The organism is Niallia sp. FSL W8-0951, assembly GCF_038006525.1.
In the GTDB taxonomy this organism is placed as follows: Bacteria; Bacillota; Bacilli; order Bacillales; family Cytobacillaceae; genus Niallia; species Niallia circulans.
In genome coordinates, this window is the sequence record NZ_JBBOVK010000001.1 from 3,302,602 (window position 1) to 3,322,941 (window position 20,340).

9 protein-coding genes are annotated in these 20,340 nt (G+C 36.0%); 2 read left to right on the forward strand and 7 right to left on the reverse strand.

Going from position 1 to position 20,340, the window contains the following annotated elements; all coding sequences use genetic code 11:
- Positions 1-233 precede the first annotated feature (233 nt).
- The gene (locus NSS71_RS16225; protein WP_341151822.1) at positions 234-1,529 is read left to right on the forward strand and encodes a hypothetical protein; all 1,296 of its coding nucleotides are present in this window, start codon (positions 234-236) and stop codon (positions 1,527-1,529) included.
- Positions 1,530-1,583: 54 nt separating this feature from the next.
- Here NSS71_RS16225 and NSS71_RS16230 read toward each other — a convergent pair whose 3' ends face one another.
- Positions 1,584-1,868 carry a hypothetical protein gene (locus tag NSS71_RS16230; protein WP_047942107.1) on the reverse strand — a complete coding sequence of 95 codons (285 nt, stop codon included), beginning with the start codon at positions 1,866-1,868 and terminating at the stop codon, positions 1,584-1,586.
- A 384-nt stretch (positions 1,869-2,252) separates the two neighbouring features.
- On the opposite strand from NSS71_RS16230, the gene NSS71_RS16235 reads away from it, so the two are divergent.
- Complete coding sequence (locus NSS71_RS16235; protein WP_172865225.1) at positions 2,253-3,140, forward strand: EamA family transporter; 888 nt, start codon at positions 2,253-2,255, stop codon at positions 3,138-3,140.
- A 251-nt stretch (positions 3,141-3,391) separates the two neighbouring features.
- Here the strand turns inward: NSS71_RS16235 and NSS71_RS16240 are convergent, their stop codons facing one another.
- From NSS71_RS16240 to NSS71_RS16265, 6 genes are all read right to left on the reverse strand, one after another.
- Positions 3,392-12,529: a SpaA isopeptide-forming pilin-related protein gene (locus tag NSS71_RS16240; RefSeq protein WP_341151823.1), complete on the reverse strand. Its 9,138-nt coding sequence runs from the start codon at positions 12,527-12,529 to the stop codon at positions 3,392-3,394.
- A 201-nt stretch (positions 12,530-12,730) separates the two neighbouring features.
- Positions 12,731-13,846 (reverse strand): response regulator, encoded by a 1,116-nt coding sequence (locus NSS71_RS16245; RefSeq protein WP_047942105.1) that lies wholly within the window; start codon positions 13,844-13,846, stop codon positions 12,731-12,733.
- On the reverse strand, positions 13,827-16,916 hold the full coding sequence (locus NSS71_RS16250) for a hybrid sensor histidine kinase/response regulator (protein ID WP_095320869.1): 3,090 nt from the start codon (positions 16,914-16,916) through the stop codon (positions 13,827-13,829). The genes NSS71_RS16245 and NSS71_RS16250 overlap by 20 nt, the downstream gene beginning before the upstream one ends.
- A gap of 215 nt (positions 16,917-17,131) precedes the next feature.
- On the reverse strand, positions 17,132-18,451 hold the full coding sequence (locus NSS71_RS16255; protein ID WP_095259253.1) for an MmgE/PrpD family protein: 1,320 nt from the start codon (positions 18,449-18,451) through the stop codon (positions 17,132-17,134).
- A complete protein-coding gene (locus tag NSS71_RS16260) occupies positions 18,444-19,586 on the reverse strand; it encodes an amidohydrolase (protein ID WP_321198309.1) in 1,143 nt (380 codons plus the stop codon). Before NSS71_RS16260 ends, NSS71_RS16255 begins: the two co-directional genes overlap by 8 nt.
- A gap of 3 nt (positions 19,587-19,589) precedes the next feature.
- Positions 19,590-20,330, reverse strand: coding sequence for an amino acid ABC transporter ATP-binding protein (locus tag NSS71_RS16265; RefSeq protein WP_061798183.1), 741 nt, complete (start codon positions 20,328-20,330; stop codon positions 19,590-19,592).
- Positions 20,331-20,340 lie beyond the last annotated feature (10 nt).

Sequence of the window (20,340 nt, forward strand, 5' to 3'; positions counted from 1 at the left end):
TTTCCTCCCCCTTTATTCTTTTGTTAAATTCGGAATATTTCCTTAATTAACCCTTAAATTAAAGTATAGAGAGACAAAATATCAAAGTCAATAACACATGTTAAAAACCCTGTAAGATTATCTGACATAATTTTTCTCTCCAATTATTACAGAATTATTACGGAAATTCAGTTTGCTCATTATTTATTTCCTATAGTATACTCGAGGAAAAAATAGTCGGAGGCAATGCAATCATGAAAGCAAAAGCTGGGCTGCTCGGCCCAAAAGACTCGGTCCAGAAAATAATGAATATCGCTAAAGAATTCCAGCCCACTCTAGAAGTTATTCCATGTATTTATAACGAACCAAGTGACTCGGTAGCAATTGTAGAACAAAAGCAGCAATTTGTTGATTTTTGGATATGTTCAGGATATACCCCTTACCATTTGACGAAAAAATTTCACCAGCAGCAATTATTTTTTTATCCACGGTTTAATCAAGGCGCTATTGCCATCATCCTATTAAATATTCTTTATAAGGATGGAAAAAACATTGAAAAAATTAGTATCGATAGTTTTTTTAAACAGCAATTTATCGACCTTTATCAGGAAAACCATATTCCTTTAGACCAATTACATTTATTACATAATGTCGGACTCTCATCCAATGACATTGTTGAATATCATACTAATCTCTTTCGGAATAGGAAAGTAGATATTTGCATCACCTCCCTTCGCTCCGTTTATGACAAGCTTGTTTCGCTGAATATTCCTGTCTATCGAGTGACTGCCACAAAAGAGAATATTAAACAAACGATTAGCGAAGGGTTTGAAAAATGGGAAAAACTCCATTTCCGTAATTCCCAAATTGCAGTCATGATGATAAAAATTGGGGAAATGATGGATACAGCTGCAAAGGATTCGATTTCCTATGATTTACATCGATTAAATTTAAAAATCCAAAATTCCGTATTAGATTTTGCTGAATCTGTTTCAGGGTCTTTTATTACGACAGGTATCGGCAGCTTTATTATTTTCTCGACAAGGGGCTCGATTGAAAGAAACGGTCAACAAGGAATTTCCCTTCTTTCTCAGATAGAGCTGCTTACAGATTCTAAAGCAAATGTCGGAATTGGTTATGGGGACACCGCCATGATTGCGGAGAAAAACGCCATTCTAGCACTGGAACATGCAGAGGCATATGGAACCTATACCGGTTTTCTTGTCGATGATAAAGGAAATATTACTGGTCCACTTCAGCAAAATCAAACCATAGGATTTAATTACAGGGTGACAGATGAAGAGCTTAGCAATAAACTCAAAAAAGCAGGAGTGACTATTAGCACCTATAACAAATTGATCTCTATCCAAAAAAATACTGGAAAACATGCAATAACTGCATCAGACGTAGCTGAATGGCTCAAAATGACACCAAGAAATGCTAGAAGAATACTGACAAATTTAAAAGAACAAGGACTAGCCAAAATAATCGGCGAAGAAGTTCCTCTTACAAGAGGAAGACCAAGAAAGATATATCAGATTGGTACATAAAAGGACGGTTCTTATGAGTCGGATGATCTCACTAGAACCCTCCTTCTGCTTCCCTTAATTACTGATCACTTCTAAAAGTTTGTTAATATCTTCTGTAGAAGCCGCATAGAGATGGACATGATTATTCGATCTTACTGCGAAATAGACATTGTTCTTTTTACCTGAGTATCCGTATTTTAATAGATTTGAATATTGCTTGGAACTTAGCTGCACTTGCAGATGTATCCCATTTGAATAATCCCCTCCCGCTCCATAGAAATTAGTATTCTGTACCTGATTTACATGAAGCTCATTTACAATTCCATCAACACCTGAAAACGCTTGATCATCAGAACACATTTCAATTCACTCCTCAAATTCTTTTTCTCCCCTTATTGTACTCCACATCGATTCGAAAAAACCTTGTTTGTGTACTAATTCACATACATTTCATAAAGGGAAGCAAGAGAAGTTCTTCCGTTTCCCTTTTTAGCTAAAAAAGGTTGAATTTTTCTCTTAACAGATTTCTTGTTTTTATCCTTAGTTAACCCTCGCTAGAACTTATTCTCTTTTTCTCTTTCTAACCCTTTGACAACGAGCAGGCTTGTTCTTATAATAAATGAGGAATGTAATAATAAAACCTGGTGTAGGACGTGGATTTTTCTAGAGGAAACTCTATTTTCGCCACACGATTGTCTTTTGACAATTGTGTGGCTTTTTATGTTGAAAAGGAGGAAATTTATTTTGGCAAAATGGAATTATGCTTTAATCGTTTTTTTAGGTGGCTGCTGTTACGGAATTTTGTCTACATTTGTTAAACTTGCCTATGCTGCTGGATTTTCGGCAGCTGAAGTAACAGGTGCACAATATTTATTTGGTACAGCCATTACATGGATTCTTGTATTACTTACAAAGAAATATAAAGTAACGTTCATGCAAGCTATTAAACTCTTATTATCTGGTATTCCGTTTGGGATGACAGGAATTTTCTATTATCAATCCTTACAAACAATAAATGCTTCCCTTGCAATTATTTTACTGTTTCAATTTGTTTGGATTGGCACGCTTTTCGAAATGGTTATTTATAAGAAAAAGCCTACAAAGGAGAAGGTCATCTCGATTATTATTCTTCTATTCGGCTCTGTCCTCGCAGGAGGCATTTCTTTAGAAGGGGGCATGGATATTTCCTGGCAAGGTGCCGGTTGGGGATTACTTTCTGCCTTCACCTTTGCTACTTTTATTTTTCTTAGCGGATCTGTCGGAAAGAACACTGCTCCTCTCCTAAAGAGCGGCCTTCTTTCCGTAGGTGGCTTATTCGTTGTTTTTCTAGTATTTCCACCGGTTTATTTAATGGATTTCTCCACGTTAATAGGGGTAGCACCATATGGATTGCTGCTTGGAGTTTTCGGTGCAGTTCTTCCGCCTCTGCTCTATTCTATTGGAATGCCACAAATTGGACCGGGACTTGGCACTATCTTAACAGCTTCTGAGCTTCCTGTAGCTGTCTCGATGTCTGCATTTGTTTTAGGAGAACAGGTTGGCATGCTGCAATGGATCGGTGTTGCCTTAATATTAGGAGGAATCGCTTTTAGTAATGTTCGACTATCCAAAGCAAAAATAGCTTCCTATTAAGGGACATTCTACCGATTCCCTCTAAAAACCTATTAAAACGAATAAGAGGATATATCTTTATAAAAGTAATTAATGGGTATTAATTACTCCTATGAAATCGAGTGTCGGGAAAATAGCACAGAAGGAATCCCGCTAAAGAGAACTTACATCGATTAGATGGTTGCTATCTCTAGCACACTAAAAAAAGCAGCTGACAATTCAGCTGCTTTCTCTATTATTAGCTTACGTTGAAGATAGTAGATTTCTGTTTCTTAATTTCCTCTTTTTCTAATTCTAATTAAAACAGAAAAACCTATTAAGAGCACTCCTGCTAAAATGTAATTGAAGTAACTTGTTGCTGTATCAGGAAGCGTCTTTCCAGGGTTATTTTTCGAACCAGAAGAATCTTCCCCTTTAGTACCACTCTCATCGTCAGACTCTTTCGTTGGTTTCTGTTCTCCGGAAACGACCTTTTCGTTTGCTACTATAACAACAATTGGTTCTTGCTGCCCTTTGGTAATTTCAAACATGATTGGCTCTGATAATTTCTTATAGCCATTAGGTGCTTTCGTTTCAAATAAGAGATATTCACCAGGCAATAAATCTATTAATTCTAAACTGCCATCTCTTCCGCTAATTCCCTCTTCCATGATGATATTACCTTGTTTATCAGTTAACTTGAAATGTGCATTTTCTAATGGTTGATTTGTTTTCTCGTCCACCTTCTTCACTATTGCACTTCCCAATATTAACTTATTAGTGACCATAAGTTCTAATGTCTTCGCCTGTCCTTTTTCGATAGTGAAGTCAATCGGATCACTATTTAACTGGTAGTAAGCTGGTGCTTTCGTTTCTACCATTTGATACTTCCCTGGTTTTAAGCCTTCGATGCGGATTTTTCCATCCTTGTCTGTCTTTAAGCCTTCTTGGAGTACTTTCCCTTCTGTATCTTGAAGTTCAAACTCCGCTCCTTCTAAGACAAGATTCTTATTGTCTGCATCTACTTTTGTTAATTCTACTGAACCTGGAGTCAGCTCATTTATCGCAGAAACTGTTACTAATTTTACATCTGCGGCTGTTTTGCTTTTAGAAATAGTGAAAGTTATAGGTTTCTTATTTAAAACATAGCCTTTTGGCGCCTTCACTTCTACAAACTGGTAATTTCCTGGTTTTAAATTTTCGACTAAAATTTTTCCTTCTTTATTTGTCACCAATTTTTCAAATAAAATATTGCCGTTATCATCCTGAAGGACAAACTCTGCTTCACTTAGAAATTGATCTTGTTGATCAGCATCGATTTTTGATAATTCTACTGAGCCGGTAATTAAACTGTTCTCAGCAGTCACCTTCAGCACTTTCTCTTGACCTTTTTCAATCACAAAAGTTATTGGTTTTCCATTTAATTGATAGTAAGCTGGCGCTTTTGTTTCTACCATTTGATACTTCCCTGGTTTTAAGCCTTCGATAAGGATTTTTCCATCCTCATCAGTCTTTAAGCCTTCTTGGAGTACTTTTCCTTCTGTATCTTGAAGTTCAAACTCCGCTCCTTCTAAGACAAGGTTTTTATCATCTGCATCGACTTTCGTTAATTCTACCGAACCTGGTATTAAGCTATTCTCGGCTACTACTTCCAATGCTTTTGCTTGCCCTTTTTCAATGGTGAAGGTAATCGGCTCACTGTTCAATTGATAGTAAGCTGGTGCTTTCGTTTCTACCAATTGATACTTCCCTGGTTTTAAACCTTCGATAAGGATTTTTCCATCTTCATCAGTCTTTAAGCCTTCTTGGAGTACTTTCCCTTCTGTATCTTGAAGTTCAAACTCCGCCCCTTCTAAGACAAGGTTTTTGTCATCTGCATCTACTTTTGTTAATTTCACTGCTCCTGCTGTTAATTCATTAGTTGCTGTGATTGGTACCATTTTTACATCAGCTAATGTTTTACTCTTGGAGATAGTAAAAGGGATTGGCTGCTTATTTAAATCATAGTTTTTCGGCGCTTTCACTTCCACAAACTGATAATCACCTGGTTTTAAATTTTCTACCAGAATTTTACCTGCTTTATTTGTCACTAAGCCTTCGATTAAAACATTCCCTTGGCTATCTTTCAGCACAAATTCCGCATTACTTAATGGTAAGTTTTGTTGATCGGCATCCACTTTTGTTAGTTCCACCGAACCAGGTATTAAGCTATTCTCGGCCTTCACTTCCAATGTCTTCCCTTGCCCTTTTTCAATCGTGAAGACAATCGGATCGCTGTTTAACTGATAGTAAGCTGGTGCTTTCGTTTCCACCAATTGATACTTCCCTGGCTTTAAGCCATCGATGTGGATTTTCCCATCCTTATCTGTTATTAACCCTTCTAGAAGGTTTTTCCCTTCCATATCTTGAAGCGCAAACTCTGCTCCTCCAATAACAAGATCGTTCTTATCTGCATCTACTTTTGTTAACTCTACTGCTCCTGGTGTTAATTCATTTGTTGCTATAACTGTCACTTTCTTTACTTCTGCTGCTGTACTGCTTTTTGAGATTGTAAAAGGAACAGGCTTTTTATTTAAATTATAATTTTTTGGTGCCTTTACTTCTACAAACTGATAATTTCCTGGTTTTAAATTTTCAACTAGGATTTTACCTGATTCATTTGTTACTAAATTCTCAAACAGGATATTGCCTTTATCATCTTGAAGGACAAACTCAGCCCCACTCAGATATTGCTCTTGTTGATCAGCATCTACCTTCGTTAATTCTACTGAACTAGTAATTAAACTGTTCTCGGCCGTTATTTCTAATTGTTTTTCTTGTCCTTTTTCAATTGTGAAGACAATCGGATCACTGTTTAACTGGTAGTATGCTGGTGCTTTCGTTTCTACCAATTGATACTTCCCTGGTTTTAAGCCTTCGATTCGGATTTTTCCATCCTTATCTGTCTTTAACCCTTCTTGCAGTACTTTCCCTTCTGTATCTTGAAGTGAAAATTCTGCCCCTTCTAGGACAAGATTCTTATTGTCCGCATCTACTTTTGTTAATTCTACTGAACCTGGTATTAAGCTATTCTCCGCTACTACTTCCAATGGCTTCGCTTGTCCTTTTTCAATCGTGAAGACAATCGGATTGCCGTTTAACTGATAGTCAGCAGGTGCTTTCGTTTCTACCAATTGATACTTCCCTGGTTTTAAGCCTTCGATTCGGATCTTTCCATCCTCATCTGTCTTTAACCCTTCTTGCAGTGTTTTTCCTTCTGTATCTTGAAGTTCAAACTCCGCTCCTTCTAAAACAAGGTTCTTATCGTCTGCATCTACTTTTGTTAATTCTACTGAACCAGTTATCAAGCTATTTTCAGCTTTTACTTCCAATAACTGTTCTTGCCCTTTTTCAATCGTAAAGACAATTGGGTTATTGTTTAGTTGATAATAAACTGGCGCTTTCGTCTCTACCAGCTGATACTTGCCTGGCTTTATCCCTTCAATTAGAAGTTTTCCATCTTTATTTGTTTTTAAGTTACCTAGTATCGTATTACCTTCGATATCCTGCAGCGAAAACTCAGCGTTTTCTAAACGAAGGTTCTTATCATCTGCATCTACTTTTGTTAACTCCACTGAACCAGTGATTAAACTATTTTCAGCTGTTATTTCCAATGCTTTCGTCTGTCCTCTTTCAATGGTGAAAACAATTGGTTTTTTACTTAATTGATAGTAAGTTGGTGCTTTCGTCTCTACTAGTTGATACTTCCCTGGTTTTAAGCCATCGATGTAGATTTTTCCATCTTTATCTGTTTTTAATCCTTCTTGCAGTGTTTTTTCTTCCGTATCTTGAAGTTCAAACTCCGCTCCTTCTAAAACAAGATTCTCATCGTCTGCATCTACTTTCGTCAGCTCAACTGAACCTGGTGTTAGTTCGTTAAATGCAGAAACGGTTACTACTTTTACATCTGCGGCTGTTTCGCTTTTAGAAATAGTGAAAGCTACGGGTTTCTTATTTAAAACATAATCTTTCGGCGCCTTCACTTCTACAAACTGGTAATTTCCTGGTTTTAAATTTTCTACTACAATTTTTCCTTCTTTATTTGTTACCAATTTTTCGAACAAGATATGACCGTTATCATCCTGAAGGACAAACTCGGCTTCACTTAAATATTGATCTTGTTGATCAGCATCTAATTTCGTTAATTCTACCGATCCAGTAATAAGGCTATTCTCGGCAGTCACTTCCAATGCTCTCTCTTGTCCTTTTTCGATTGTAAAAATTATTGGCTTTTCATTTAATTGATAGTAAACTGGCGCTTTCGTTTCAACCAATTGATAGCTACCTGGTTTTAAGCCGTCAATGCGAATTTTCCCTTCTTCATTTGTCTTTAATCCCTCTTGCAGCGTTTTTCCTTCCTTATCTTGAAGTTCAAACTCCGCACCTTCTAAGACCAGATTGTGATTGTCCGCATCTATTTTTGTTAATTCGACTGAACCCAATGTTAGTTCATTCGTTACTACCTTCAATAGTGGTTTTTCTTGTCCTTTAACAATAACAAAACTAATTGGGCTTTCCACTTTTTTATAGCCAAATGGCGGTTTTGTTTCAACGAATTGATAGTTGCCTGGTTTTAAGCCATCAATGAATATTTTTCCTTCTTCATTGGTGATTAGTCCGCTTTTGATGCTATTACCTTCTTGATCTTGTAATTCAAATTCAGCGTCCTTTAATGGCATCATATCATTATCCGCATCTACTTTAAGAAGTTCAACCGCTCCAAGAATTAATTCATTTTCAACTTGAATGGATAGTACTTCCGTTTGCCCTCTTTCTATCTCGAAAATAACTGGTTCCTTCTCCAATACATAGCCAAAAGGAGCCTGTTTTTCGATGAATTGATAAGTGCCTGGTACCAGATTTTCTACTAAAATTTTTCCTTCTTCATCTGTTATAAGATCAGACTTGATTATATTTCCATCTTTGTCTTGCAGCTCAAATACAGCATCTGCTAAAACAATCGAATGATCATCCTTCTCTACTTTTGTCAGTTCAACAGAGCCTGGGATCAACGTATTTGCTGCTGTCACTTTTACTTGTTCTGCATCAGCTGCTGTCTTACTCTTGGAAATCGTAAAGCTGATTGGTTCACTATTTAATTGGAAATCAGCTGGTGCTTTTACCTCTATAAACTGATATTTTCCTGGTTTTAATTGATCAACCGTTATTTTACCAGATTTATCTGTTACTAGTTTTTCCGCAATTAGTTCCCCTGCTTCATTGCGGAGTTCAAACTCTGCTCCTGCTAATGCTTCCTTTGAATCAGCCTGATTCACTTTTGTTAATTCAACGGAACCCTCAACTAACTCATTATAGGCTGTTACCTTAACTGGATCTGTTTTACCATCTTCAATCGTAAAGTCAATGGGCTTAGAATCCAGCTTATAATAATCAGGTGCTGTAGTTTCTATAAACTGATAAGATCCAGGTTTAAGATTTTCTACAAAAAGGAGCCCTTTTTCATCTGTTGTAAGATTCGAGGTTAAAAGCTCCCCGTCTTTCCACAACTGGAATACAGCATTCGCTAACGGCGTTTGCTTGTCATCCATATCTAGTTTCGTTAACTCTACAGAACCGAGTTTTTTATTTTTTGCTACTAGTTCTATCGCCTTCGTTTGATCTTCCTTAATAGTAAAAGCTATCGGTTCCTCATTAAGCTCATATCCATTAGGTGCTTTCGTTTCTATAAACTGGTATTCTCCAGGCTCTAGGTTGTCTCTAAATAACTTGCCTTCCCCATCTGTTGTCAATGTTTCTAATTCAACAAACTTATCGTCAACCTTCTTCAACAACTTAAAAGTAGCTCCAGCCAATGTAGTATCTGTTGAGGCCATATCCACTTTCGTTAACTGTACGGCTTTGATTATTTTTTGGTTCTTTATCGTTATTTCGCTATTCTCTTTTTCAATTGTTATATTTTGTTCTCCATTAATGCCTGTTAAATATCCTTCTGGTGCTTTATCTTCTTTTAAGACATAATCACCAAAAAGCAGTTTGTCAAAAAGGATTTCTCCCTTGTCATCAGTGACCGCTGTTTTTAATGTAATGCCACTCTGCTTATCAACAAGTGAAAAAGCAGCTCCCTGTAATTTTTCCTGACTGCTTGCATCGATTTTAACAACTTTCAAGTTTGCAAGCACTCCAGTTCCATCTCCCATACCAGCTGTTCTTTTGACTATAACAACTTTCTCTGTGGACGAGATTTGCCCTGGTTCGATGTTTTCTCCTGTAATAGAAACATCATTACTAACTGCATCATTTACATTCGCCTGGATATATGACTGATACTCAAGTATATGAGGTTCATTTATTTCTTTCAGAAACACTAGTTTAAATGAACTTGGATCTTCCTCAAGCTGTAGAGAATAGTCCTTTCCTTGAACCAGCTCTTCCCCCTTTGTTACATTCCCTTTCGAATCTACATTAGTTGAATAAAGGTGAAAAGAGTCCTTTAATAACATTTGGTTTGGACTAGGAATATCCTCAATGCTCGCATTCATTATCTGAGATTGGGCAAAATTGATATTTACTTTCCAATCAATTAGTTTTCCGGATTGCGTTCCATCCTTCGTAATATAAGTACCACCATGCGGGATACTAACAGATGCAGATAATTCGGTTTCTTTTGTTTCTCCATCATATAAAACTGCTTTATTATCATATTTCGAACTTACTAACGCTAAATCCTTTAAACTAGTTTTATAGGTAATATAATAGGCGGATTGAATTTCCTCTTTAAATTCAATTCTAAATCCTTTATTACCATTCTCATCTTCCTTGTAGGATATAGAATAGTCTTCACTTGGAACTAGTTCCCCTTTCCCTATTCCATTGGAACCACCTGTTAAATTCATTTTAAAGACTTCAATGGAATTATCTACTAAGCGCTGGTTTCCTAAAATATAATCCTCTACTACCGCATTGCGCAGCAGCTTTTCATTATAATTAATTCCAACGTTCCACGTAATTTCTTTCGTAATTGCATCATAATTCCCATTTTTAAAGCCATTGGATTGAGTAAAACTGTCCGGAGTAAACCTAGATACTACTTCTTTTTCCGCTTCTTCACCATTTTCATCAATCCATGTCAATACACCCTTATTTTCAAGGTAATTATGCGTTTTGTCTTGTCGTTTTTCATAGTCGAAGAATGTCTTGTATTTTATAGTCGTCATGTGATCGATCTGATGCAAAAGCTTAATGGAAAATTTTGCATCACTTGTTTCAGCAAGCGTATAGTCTTTGCCTAATTCTAATGTGTTTTCTCCACTTTTTATAACTAGACTATCCTTGTCTAAAGTCAATCCTTCATTTACAAATATATCTACTAAATTAACATTGTTCATCTCATACTGATCGTGATTAAATGTTATGGTCCAGTCAATACTCTTATCTTTGTAATTAGGTGTTCCATGTGATTTAAATAAGATACGCTGCCCAATATTCCTTGAAGCCTCTTTTGTTTCATTGGGGGATATAACTGTATTTTTAATCGTTTCTCCCTCAAATACACGGTCAATCGCTTTAGTCTGATATACTATTTTGTAAGCTGTCTGGATATCGTTGTTAAAACTTAACTTGAATCCATTTTTATTATCTTCGTTTATTTCTTGTAGCGTGTATGATGATGCGGGAATTTCTTCTCCCACACTTTCTTTGCCGTCTTCATCTATTGTGACATTGTAAATCTTCAATGATTCCTTCATTAAGGATTGACTATTTGTAAATAGATCTTTTAAAATTGCTTGATCCTTCTTAATTGCTTTTTCGTTGTAATTATATTTGATTTCCCAACTAATGCTTTGCTTATCTGCATCATAGCCAGTCGAACTTTTCTCTAGATGACTTCCTCTATTTACACTTACAGATGCTGCTGCTTCACCCTTCGGATTATTATTTGAAAGAAGGATGGCTTTATTATCAAATTTCTTCTGATTTTCATCTGTAATAGTAGTTTCATAAACTAATCGATAAGCTGTTCCTATTGTATTTTTAAACTTAATAGTGAAATCTTTGTTATCCTCTGCTTTTCCTATTTCATATAAGGATGGATCTACTTCATCCCCTAACGTCATTTGACCATTCAATTTTGTATTAAAATGAAATAATTTTATAGAACCAGCTTTTAATTCTTGGCCTGTTTGAATGGGATCACTTAAAACAGCATTCTCCAGATTTTCTAAAGATTTATTAAAATCAACCGTCCATGAAATGCTATTAGCATTATATGCTTTATTTGCGAGCCCGCTTTTTGTCACTGTTGGTCCATTCGGAGTGTATTCAATGGGAATCTTTATTGAGTTGCTGTCTTTAATAGGTGTAATAGTGACTGTTTTTTCTTCATTGACAACAAGCTCTTCACTTAACTTTGTCCATACTTTAAGCGTGCCTTCTATATTAGAATATTGTTCAATAAATTCATTAAATACAATAGTTGCTATTCCATTTTCCGCTACCGAAAAATGACCAATAACTTGATTATTGAATCGTATTTCCTCTTTATCTACTATATTATAAACCTCTAGCTCCTCAGGTAATGTAAACGTGAAGGTAGCCCCATCCTTATAACCATGGCCATTTTGAAGTTTCCACGTATAATCAACACCAATGTAGGAGTTCTTATTAGGCCTTTCTAGATTGTTTCCATTCTCATCCTCGTAAGTAAGCTCTGCTTTTACAAGGATGTTCTCTTCTATATTTGAACTTTTAATTTCCCTTATATTTACTTCTTTTCTTTCATTTTCTAGTGGTAAATCAGTTATATCCTTTTCTTGTTGACCACTATCACTAGGTTGCTCTTCTTTTAACGCTTCTTCTGTTTCAGGAGCTTTCTCCTGACCTGAGCTATCCTTTTCTTCTTGGCTTTGGATAGATTCTAAACCAACCTCAATAACTTTACTTCCTTCCCTTAAAGTAAATGGAATAGAGAGAGACTTCTCGTCACCCTTTATCTTTTCTGCATTTAGCTTTACTGGTACAGAAAGCAATCCGTTATAAGCCTCTGTAGTTTCTTCCTCTGCGTTAATATGGAGAGTGACAATCCCTTGGGTGGTGATACTATATTCTCCAACTGATTGATTATCACTTGTTACTAAAGGTCCTTGCTTCTCTTCAGTCACTGTTAGCTCTGAAGGTATTTGAAATGATAATGCTTTACCCTCTGATACATCGATATCAGCAAGAGACCATTGATATTTCAAATCCAGTTTGGAGTCTAACGTAACTTTATTTGCTAGATTAACAGCATTCCCTTGCTCATCCAATAGATTCACATCTATTATCGGATTATCATCCAGTTCTATTGCTAATACTGATGAAGGTAAAAGAATGCTGCTCATTACTGTTTGCATAATAAAAACAAACAGTAGAAAACTAATACTTATCCTCTTCAACCTATTTTCTCCTTTCAATATATATTGCTAGATAAACAAATACTCAAGATTAGCTTTAATTCTTATCTATAGGAATAATAAACTCTCAAATGTATTAATTTTTATTTGTCTATCTAAAACCTTATATATATTATCAGGACCTTCTGAACAAATTCTGAACAATAAAAAGGATATCCCATCCATTCGGGACATCCTCTTTTTCTAAAGCTTCACTATATATTGCTGATACAAATCAAATAACTCCTTGGGTAAAGGCAAATCTAGATCACTCGACCACTTTTCTTGAAAATATTCAAAAAAGCGAATTAGCTCCTGCTTACTTTCTTGTTCCCCCAAATATCTAATAGCATATGCGAGATATTTTTCACTATATGGCTCCATCTCTACTAATTTTTCTAAAGATTTTATAATAATGCTGCTTGATTTTTCTACACGCTCAAGTTTTCCCTCAATATATTGTTCTAAAAAATTTACAAACTGGGATTTTATTTGCTTTTGTTTCCCGATGGCCCATTCGAAATCTTCTTCCTCCAAGTAATCACCTTTATAGAGAGAGAGAACTTCTTCTATCATTTCCTCTGATACCACTTTTTTAGCAAAAATCTCTAACAACCGATCTATATCACTTTTAATAATGCAATCAAATTTATAATGATCATTTAAAAAGACGATGGGATCTTCTAATCCTAATATTTTGAGTGTTTTCCTTAATTGATAGATAGAAGTGTGCAATAATGTTAAGGATTTATCTATTGGAATATCTGTCCATAAGTTGTCAATAATTTTTGTCTTATGCACTAATATCCCCTTGTGCTGCCAAAGATAAATAAACAGCTCCTTAACCTTTTTGGTCCGCCACTTCACAACACTTTCATCCTGATCAAGCAGTTGAAATCCTCCCATCACGTTTGCATATAGGGATCTCTGTTTCTTATCAGTTAAAACTTGTGAATCTGCTCGTCCATAAATACGCAGTTTATCAAAAGTTTTTTTCAATCTAGCAATAGTGACAGGTTTTATTAGATAATCTATTGCATTTACTTCAAATGCATCTAACGCATACTGATTATAGGCAGTAACGAAGATAATATCCATGTGTGTCGGCAAAGCGAGTAGCTTTGCTGCAAATTCTAGACCATCCACTTCTCCCATTTCAATATCAAGAAAAACTACATCCACATTTAATTTCGGTAGCTCCCGATAGGCTTCAAGCGGATTGGTAAATGTCTTCACAATATTTACATTCGTTAATCTATTAAGTTGGCGTACTAATACTTCGATCGCCCACTTTTCATCATCAATTATTATGACCCTCATTCCTTCTCACCTCTGGAAGTATGATGATTATTTTAGTACCCTGATGTTCTGTAGACTCGAGTAAGAGTTTTGAGTTTTTAAGCAGTTTTAGCTTCTTTAAAGCGTTGGAAAAGCCCATCCCATTACTCTTACCTTGAAGTAACCTATTCCTTGACTCTTCGTTCATTCCTTTTCCATTATCACTTATAATAATGTTAACTATTTTTGGTTCCACTCTTTTTATTATGATAGAAATCACACCTTTTTTCTTGTAAGAAAATCCGTGCTGAACTGCATTTTCGACAAGAGGCTGAATAGTTAAGGCCGGAATTTCCATCTGAATATCTTCTTCTATATCAAACTTCACCTGTAAGTCTTCGCCAAAGCGCAATTGTTCAATTGCTAGATATGCCTGAACCAATTCCATTTCTTCTTGTATAGAGATCAGGGTTGGTTTTCGATATAAATCAAGTTTTCCGCGGAAATAAGTGGATAAATGATATAACCCTTCTCTGGCTCTTTCCATGTCCCTATAACTTAAACCGATGATACTATTTAATGTGTTAAATAAAAAGTGTGGTTTTATTTGGGCATAAAAGTAATTAAGTTCATTGTTTACCGCCTGTTCTGCGGCATTTTTCATCGTTAAAAGCGATGTCACTCTTGCATTTAATTCTTCTGGCTCAATAGGTTTTCGCAAAAAATCATTGGCTCCTCTGATAAAGGACTTTGTTAAATCTGCTATTTGCCCTGAAGCCGTTAAAATTAAAATTGGTAATTCGACTAAATGATATTCTTCTCGAATGATGTTACAGAGGTCATAGCCATTTATTTCGGGCATCATTAAATCTGCCACCAATAAATCTATTTTTCTTTCTTTGATTATTTCCAATGCCATGTTTCCATTATCTACTGCAATTATACTATGGTTAAGCAGTTTTAACAGATTAACAACCACTTTTAAATTTGCATGTTCATCATCGACAACAAGTATGGTATAAGGACTTTTGCCATTTTCGATTAAAGGCAGCGGAAGTTGTAACTTTTCCTTGTTTTCTTGAGATTTAACGATAGACTCCTCTGGACGGACTAGTGTTTCAACTGGCAATTTCTCCCCTGTACTAGCTAAAGGAAGGGTAAAGGAAAATTGAGAGCCCTGTCCCACTTTTGATTTCACAAAAATTTCGCCACCGGATTTTAAGACCAGCTGCTTCGTAATAGCCAGCCCTAATCCCAGTCCATCTGTTCCTCGGTTGATTGTTCTTTCACTTTGGTAAAATGTCGTAAAAATTTGCTCTAGCTCTTCTTCTTTTATTCCCATTCCTGTATCCGTAACAGTGATTTCCATTTTATTATTAATGACATCTGCCGTGATAGTGATTTCACCATTGTCCGTGTACTTAATAGCATTCGAAATTAAGTTATAAAAAATTTGGATAAGCCTAGCCTCATCGACATACACATTGGGCAGATGGGCATTTATCTTGTTGGAAATCGTAATATTTTTATTTACAGGAACCAAAAGATACATCTCTTTTATGACTTCATCTATTATTTTTAAATTTAAACTTTTTGGGAATAATGCAATATTATTTGTTTTTATATCAGAAGCATTTAATAAATCTTCCACTAAATTTGCTAAACGCTTCCCAACATTATGGATCAGTGCTAGGCTCTCCTGATGCTTTATAGAAAGTGGTCCTTCCTTGCCCTCTAGCATCAGCCTAGATAAATTTAAAATTCCATTCAAAGGAGTTCTAAGTTCATGAGAAGTTTTTATTAGAAACTCATCCTTCAATTTATCCTGTACTTGCAGACTCTCTGATAGTTTTTCTATTTTAATAAAAGCCTGATAAAATCGTAGTCCCATATATAAAGCAAGGCCAATCGTCATAAATAAAAATAGAATAAGAGGGATTCTGCCTATTTCTGTAGCAAAGAGAAAATTAACCCCAAGCACAAGACCATAACTGATAAACGATGACACAATGATAATAAGATACTGGGAACCTTCTGATTTATTTACTAGAGCCTTTATCAAAACAAATCCTATATACACATAGGCTGGTGCTACTAATAGGACAATCATTATTTGTTTGGTGAAAATAGGAAGGAACCATAATAGATTTGCACTAACACCTGGAACGCCATATAATAATCCGTCTATCATAAGCAGAATGCTGATAACCTGAATCACCTTTTGACTAGTAAACTCCTTAAAACACCCATGGATAAACCATAAAAAGAAGAGCAAAGCACTATGAAATAATAACAGCTGTATATTGGATAACAAGTAAACACTTATGCTAGGAATAACTAGCTCGATTATCTTTTCATTGATAAAAGCTACATATACCCCTTGAAGAATACAAAAAAGACTAAAGTATAATTGATGGATATCCCTCATTCGATAAAAAAAGCTAAAAAGATAGAATACCCCTAAGACTAAATAACCGCCTAATAATAAAGTTTCAATTGTTCTATCACTTTCTCTGCTTGTTAATATTTGAGTTGCCGATCCAAATTCTATTGGTTGTATTACTCCGCCTCGCAGCGGTTGATTATGACTTGCTGCTTGAATAACAATTTCGATCTTATGATTTTCGCTTCTTCCTATACCGATATATTTTCGAATATATGGACGATAGTCTGATTTATCTTTCGATGGGTTGCCACTCTCTCCTGCTTCTATCCCATTGATAAATAACTTGCTGGCATGATTGACAGCATTTACTTTTATACCATAAAGACCATCTTTCGGAACTGTAATTGTAATTCGGTAAGTTCCCGCAATAAAAGGAGCCTTACTCTTATTATCACTCCATAATCCAGGGACGTATCTTAACTCCCTCTCATATGAATCAAATATATTCTTGTTTGGAATTGGAGTAATCAGTTGATTTTTATAAAATTCCCATTCCCCATTTAAGTGAATGATATCTTTATTATCAAACGATACAGATGTAAGATTTATTTGCCCATTAGAGATTTTTGCTTCTCTAGTATGATTCGACCAACTAGAATAGACAATGCTTATAATAGAAAGGATAAAGATACAACATGCTATAATAATTCCAATTGATTTTTTCATTTAGTCACCTCAAAATTCTAGTTCTATTATACCTTGTTATTCTTTCATGCAGCAGCCACCTGGACAAATTTCTAAAATAAAAAAGGTCCCTAAAACATTGGGACCCATTGCATGTTCAAAGAGGGAAAAGAATGAATTTTATCTCTTAAAGATATTCTCCTGCTCAAAAAGACAGTTCTTGATGGCCAAATGACCTCACAAGAACCGCCCCTCTGTTACCAGCCTTCTATTCCTGCAGCATAGTACTTATTTAAAGTATTGGCTTGTTCGCCTAATAATGTGTTTGCTTTATTGGCTAAATCCTTCATTTTAAGCGGCTTAGCTGGTGAGCCTGTTGGTGCATCTACTCTAGATACCAACTGTTGACCATCTTTTAACATTACTTTAGCTATACAATATCTTCCTTTTGGATAACTAATTTCTTTTACGGGAATTGCAGGATCATGCTTTCGATGAATTTTTTTTATTCCTTCTTGAATATCATCGGCAATTTGATTGACAGAAAAATTTTCAATAGATAATGCTTCACCCCGCAATAATAAAGCTGCACAGTATTCTACACTAAAACGCCCCTGTTCTCCATTCTTCGGGCGCGTGTAAACTAATGCAGCATCACCATTGGGAGGGAAATACAAATCAACAGAAGCAACCTCATCAATGGAAAAATTTCTTTGTGCCTTTATATTCTGAATGGCCTCAATGGCATGTGCATTTGCAGAACAACATGGATATAATTTGAACCATAATCCAGGTTTATCTATAGTCCAAGGTTCTCCCCATTTTTCAAAAACCTCGTATGGATTTCCTCTCTGCTCCACATACATAGAAAGTAAACCATTTTTTGCTTGAATGGTATTATTACTTCCGGCGATTCCCTTATCAACAAAATGAAGAATCTGCCAAGCACTTTGGGCAGTTAGACCAGCATGCAGCGGTTTCACCATTGTTCCAAATTGACTCCGAGAACCACTTAATTTGGATACGCATAAATTAATAGCTTGCGAAAATTTCTCTGTTTCGAAATGTAAATAATGGGCTCCAGCTGCAACTGCTCCGTAAATTCCCGCAGTCGCAGTTGTATGGAACCCTTTTTCATAATGCTGGGCACCTAATAGTTGAGCAAAACACTTCATCGTCTCTATTCCTATTAAATAGGCTTCATAGAAGCGGTCTCTATCACGCTTCTTTTCTATTAGGGCATGTAATAAGCTCAAAATAATCGCAGACGGATGTCCTCTAATCTCAGAATGAACATCATCTAAATCTAATGCATGTGCAGAATACCCATTAATTAAACAAGCATCAAAAGGGTGAACCTTTGAATCCGTGCCGATTATTGCTGCTCCCTCTCCAGCAGGATAAATAGCAGTACGTAAAACAGTGGAAAAGTTTATATCGAACCTCACACTGGCAAAACACGCCAGAAAATAATCGAATACTCCCTTTTCCAAATTCTTTTTTGTCTCATTAGTAAGCTCCTTGTAAGACGGGGAGGATTGAATCAAGTCAACTATCGCTTTTGTTAAATCAGTCATTTTTCAAAAGGTTCTCCGCTAGCTTAGCAAAAAATTCAGCAGCCACTTTAATGGCCTCTTCCTGTAAATCAAACTTAGGGTGATGCCATTCTTGGGGTCCATCCACTCCCATCCAAACGAAAAATCCCGGAATATAATTTTGATAAAACGCAAAGTCCTCTCCACCGGCACTTGGCACAGCATCGACGACATTATACCCTGCATCCAAAACTGTGGCTCGGACAATATCTTCATAATCTTGATGATTGTTTACCACGGGAAGATAATCATCCCAAACAAATTCAACCGAACCACCATTTCCCTCTGCAATAGACGCCGCTAGCTTTTTCATTATTGTCGGAACTGCCTCACGAGCTTTAGGCTGAAATGTTCGAACAGTACCTTCTAGTTTGACTTCATCTGGAATGACATTCCATGTATTTCCTCCATGGATGCTTGTGATACTGACTACTACATTATCAAACAAATCCATTCTTCTTGCGACAATTGACTGAACTGCTGTTACGTATTGACTAGCCATAACAATCGGATCAATAGCACGATGTGGTATACCAGCATGACCTCCGACACCGATAAACCTTAAACTAAATTTATCTACACTTGCCATAAGTCCACCTGATTTTACCCCTATCGTTCCTACTGGCAAATCAGGTTTGTTATGCATTCCAAAAATTGCTTCTACTCCTTCTATTGCTCCTTTTTCTACAAATTTCTTTGCACCTTGAGCAATTTCCTCGGCAGCCTGAAAAATAAATCTTACATTTCCATGTAATTTGTCCTTTTGACTATTGATTAGAATCGCTGCTCCTAAAATAGCAGTTGTATGGAAATCATGACCACAGGCATGCATTTTCCCTTCATTTTTTGATTTAAATGCAACATCTGTTTCTTCTATTATCGGCAAGGCATCAATATCTGCCCGAATAGCAATGGTTGGTCCCGCAAACGCTCCCTTTATTTCCGCAACAACTCCTGTTTCTAGACCAAGTTCAACAATGGCAATACCCTGTTCTGTTAACCATTTTTTGATTAATTCCGTTGTATGAAATTCTTCAAAAGCTAGCTCTGGATGCTCATGCAAATATCTTCGTTTGACAATTAAATCGTTTAATAGTTCAGGAGACATGTTCATGATTTATTATTCATCTCTTTCTAAAGTTTTTAAAAATTGTTTTGTTCTTATATTTTGTGGATGATGAAATAATTCTTTCGGCTCATTTTCTTCAATGATATTTCCATCTGCCATAAAAATCACTCTGTCAGCCACTTCTTCCGCAAATTTCATTTCATGGGTCACAATAATCATGGTTGTATTTTGTTGTGCAATATCTTTTATAACTTGCAGCACTTCTGAAACCCATTCTGGATCAAGTGCTGAGGTTGGTTCATCAAATAAAATGGCATGTGGCTTAACAGCGAGCGCTCTAGCAATGCCCACACGTTGTTGCTGTCCGCCTGATAATGTGGCAGGGTATTGGTGAAACTTATCCTCAAGCCCTACCTTCACTAAAAGTTCTTTCCCTAATTTCTCTGCATCTTGTTTATTCATTTTCTTAGCAACAATCAAGGATTCCGTAACGTTTTGCAAGGCAGTTTTATTTTTAAAAAGGTTATAGTTTTGAAACACCATCGCTGTTTCCTGGCGAAGCTGATGAATATCTTTCCGCCCCATTTTTTGTACATTTACATTTGTCTCGCCTATTTGAATAACCCCTTCATCAGGCAGCTCTAATAAATTCAAACACCGGAGCAATGTTGACTTTCCAGATCCAGACGGTCCGATAATAGCCAACACTTCTCCACGGTTAACTTTTAAATTAACACCATCTAATACTATATTCTCTCCAAACCTCTTTTTTAGATTTGTAACAGCTATCATCCTACTACTC

What these genes read in the sequence shown, in the direction of transcription:
- NSS71_RS16225 (WP_341151822.1), top strand. Translation starts at nt 234, where the DNA reads ATGAAAGCAAAAGCTGGGCTGCTCGGCCCAAAAGACTCGGTCCAGAAA.
- NSS71_RS16230 (WP_047942107.1), bottom strand. Translation starts at nt 1,868, where the DNA reads ATGTGTTCTGATGATCAAGCGTTTTCAGGTGTTGATGGAATTGTAAAT.
- NSS71_RS16245 (WP_047942105.1), bottom strand. Translation starts at nt 13,846, where the DNA reads ATGAGGGTCATAATAATTGATGATGAAAAGTGGGCGATCGAAGTATTA.
- NSS71_RS16250 (WP_095320869.1), bottom strand. Translation starts at nt 16,916, where the DNA reads ATGAAAAAATCAATTGGAATTATTATAGCATGTTGTATCTTTATCCTT.
- NSS71_RS16255 (WP_095259253.1), bottom strand. Translation starts at nt 18,451, where the DNA reads ATGACTGATTTAACAAAAGCGATAGTTGACTTGATTCAATCCTCCCCG.
- NSS71_RS16265 (WP_061798183.1), bottom strand. Translation starts at nt 20,330, where the DNA reads ATGATAGCTGTTACAAATCTAAAAAAGAGGTTTGGAGAGAATATAGTA.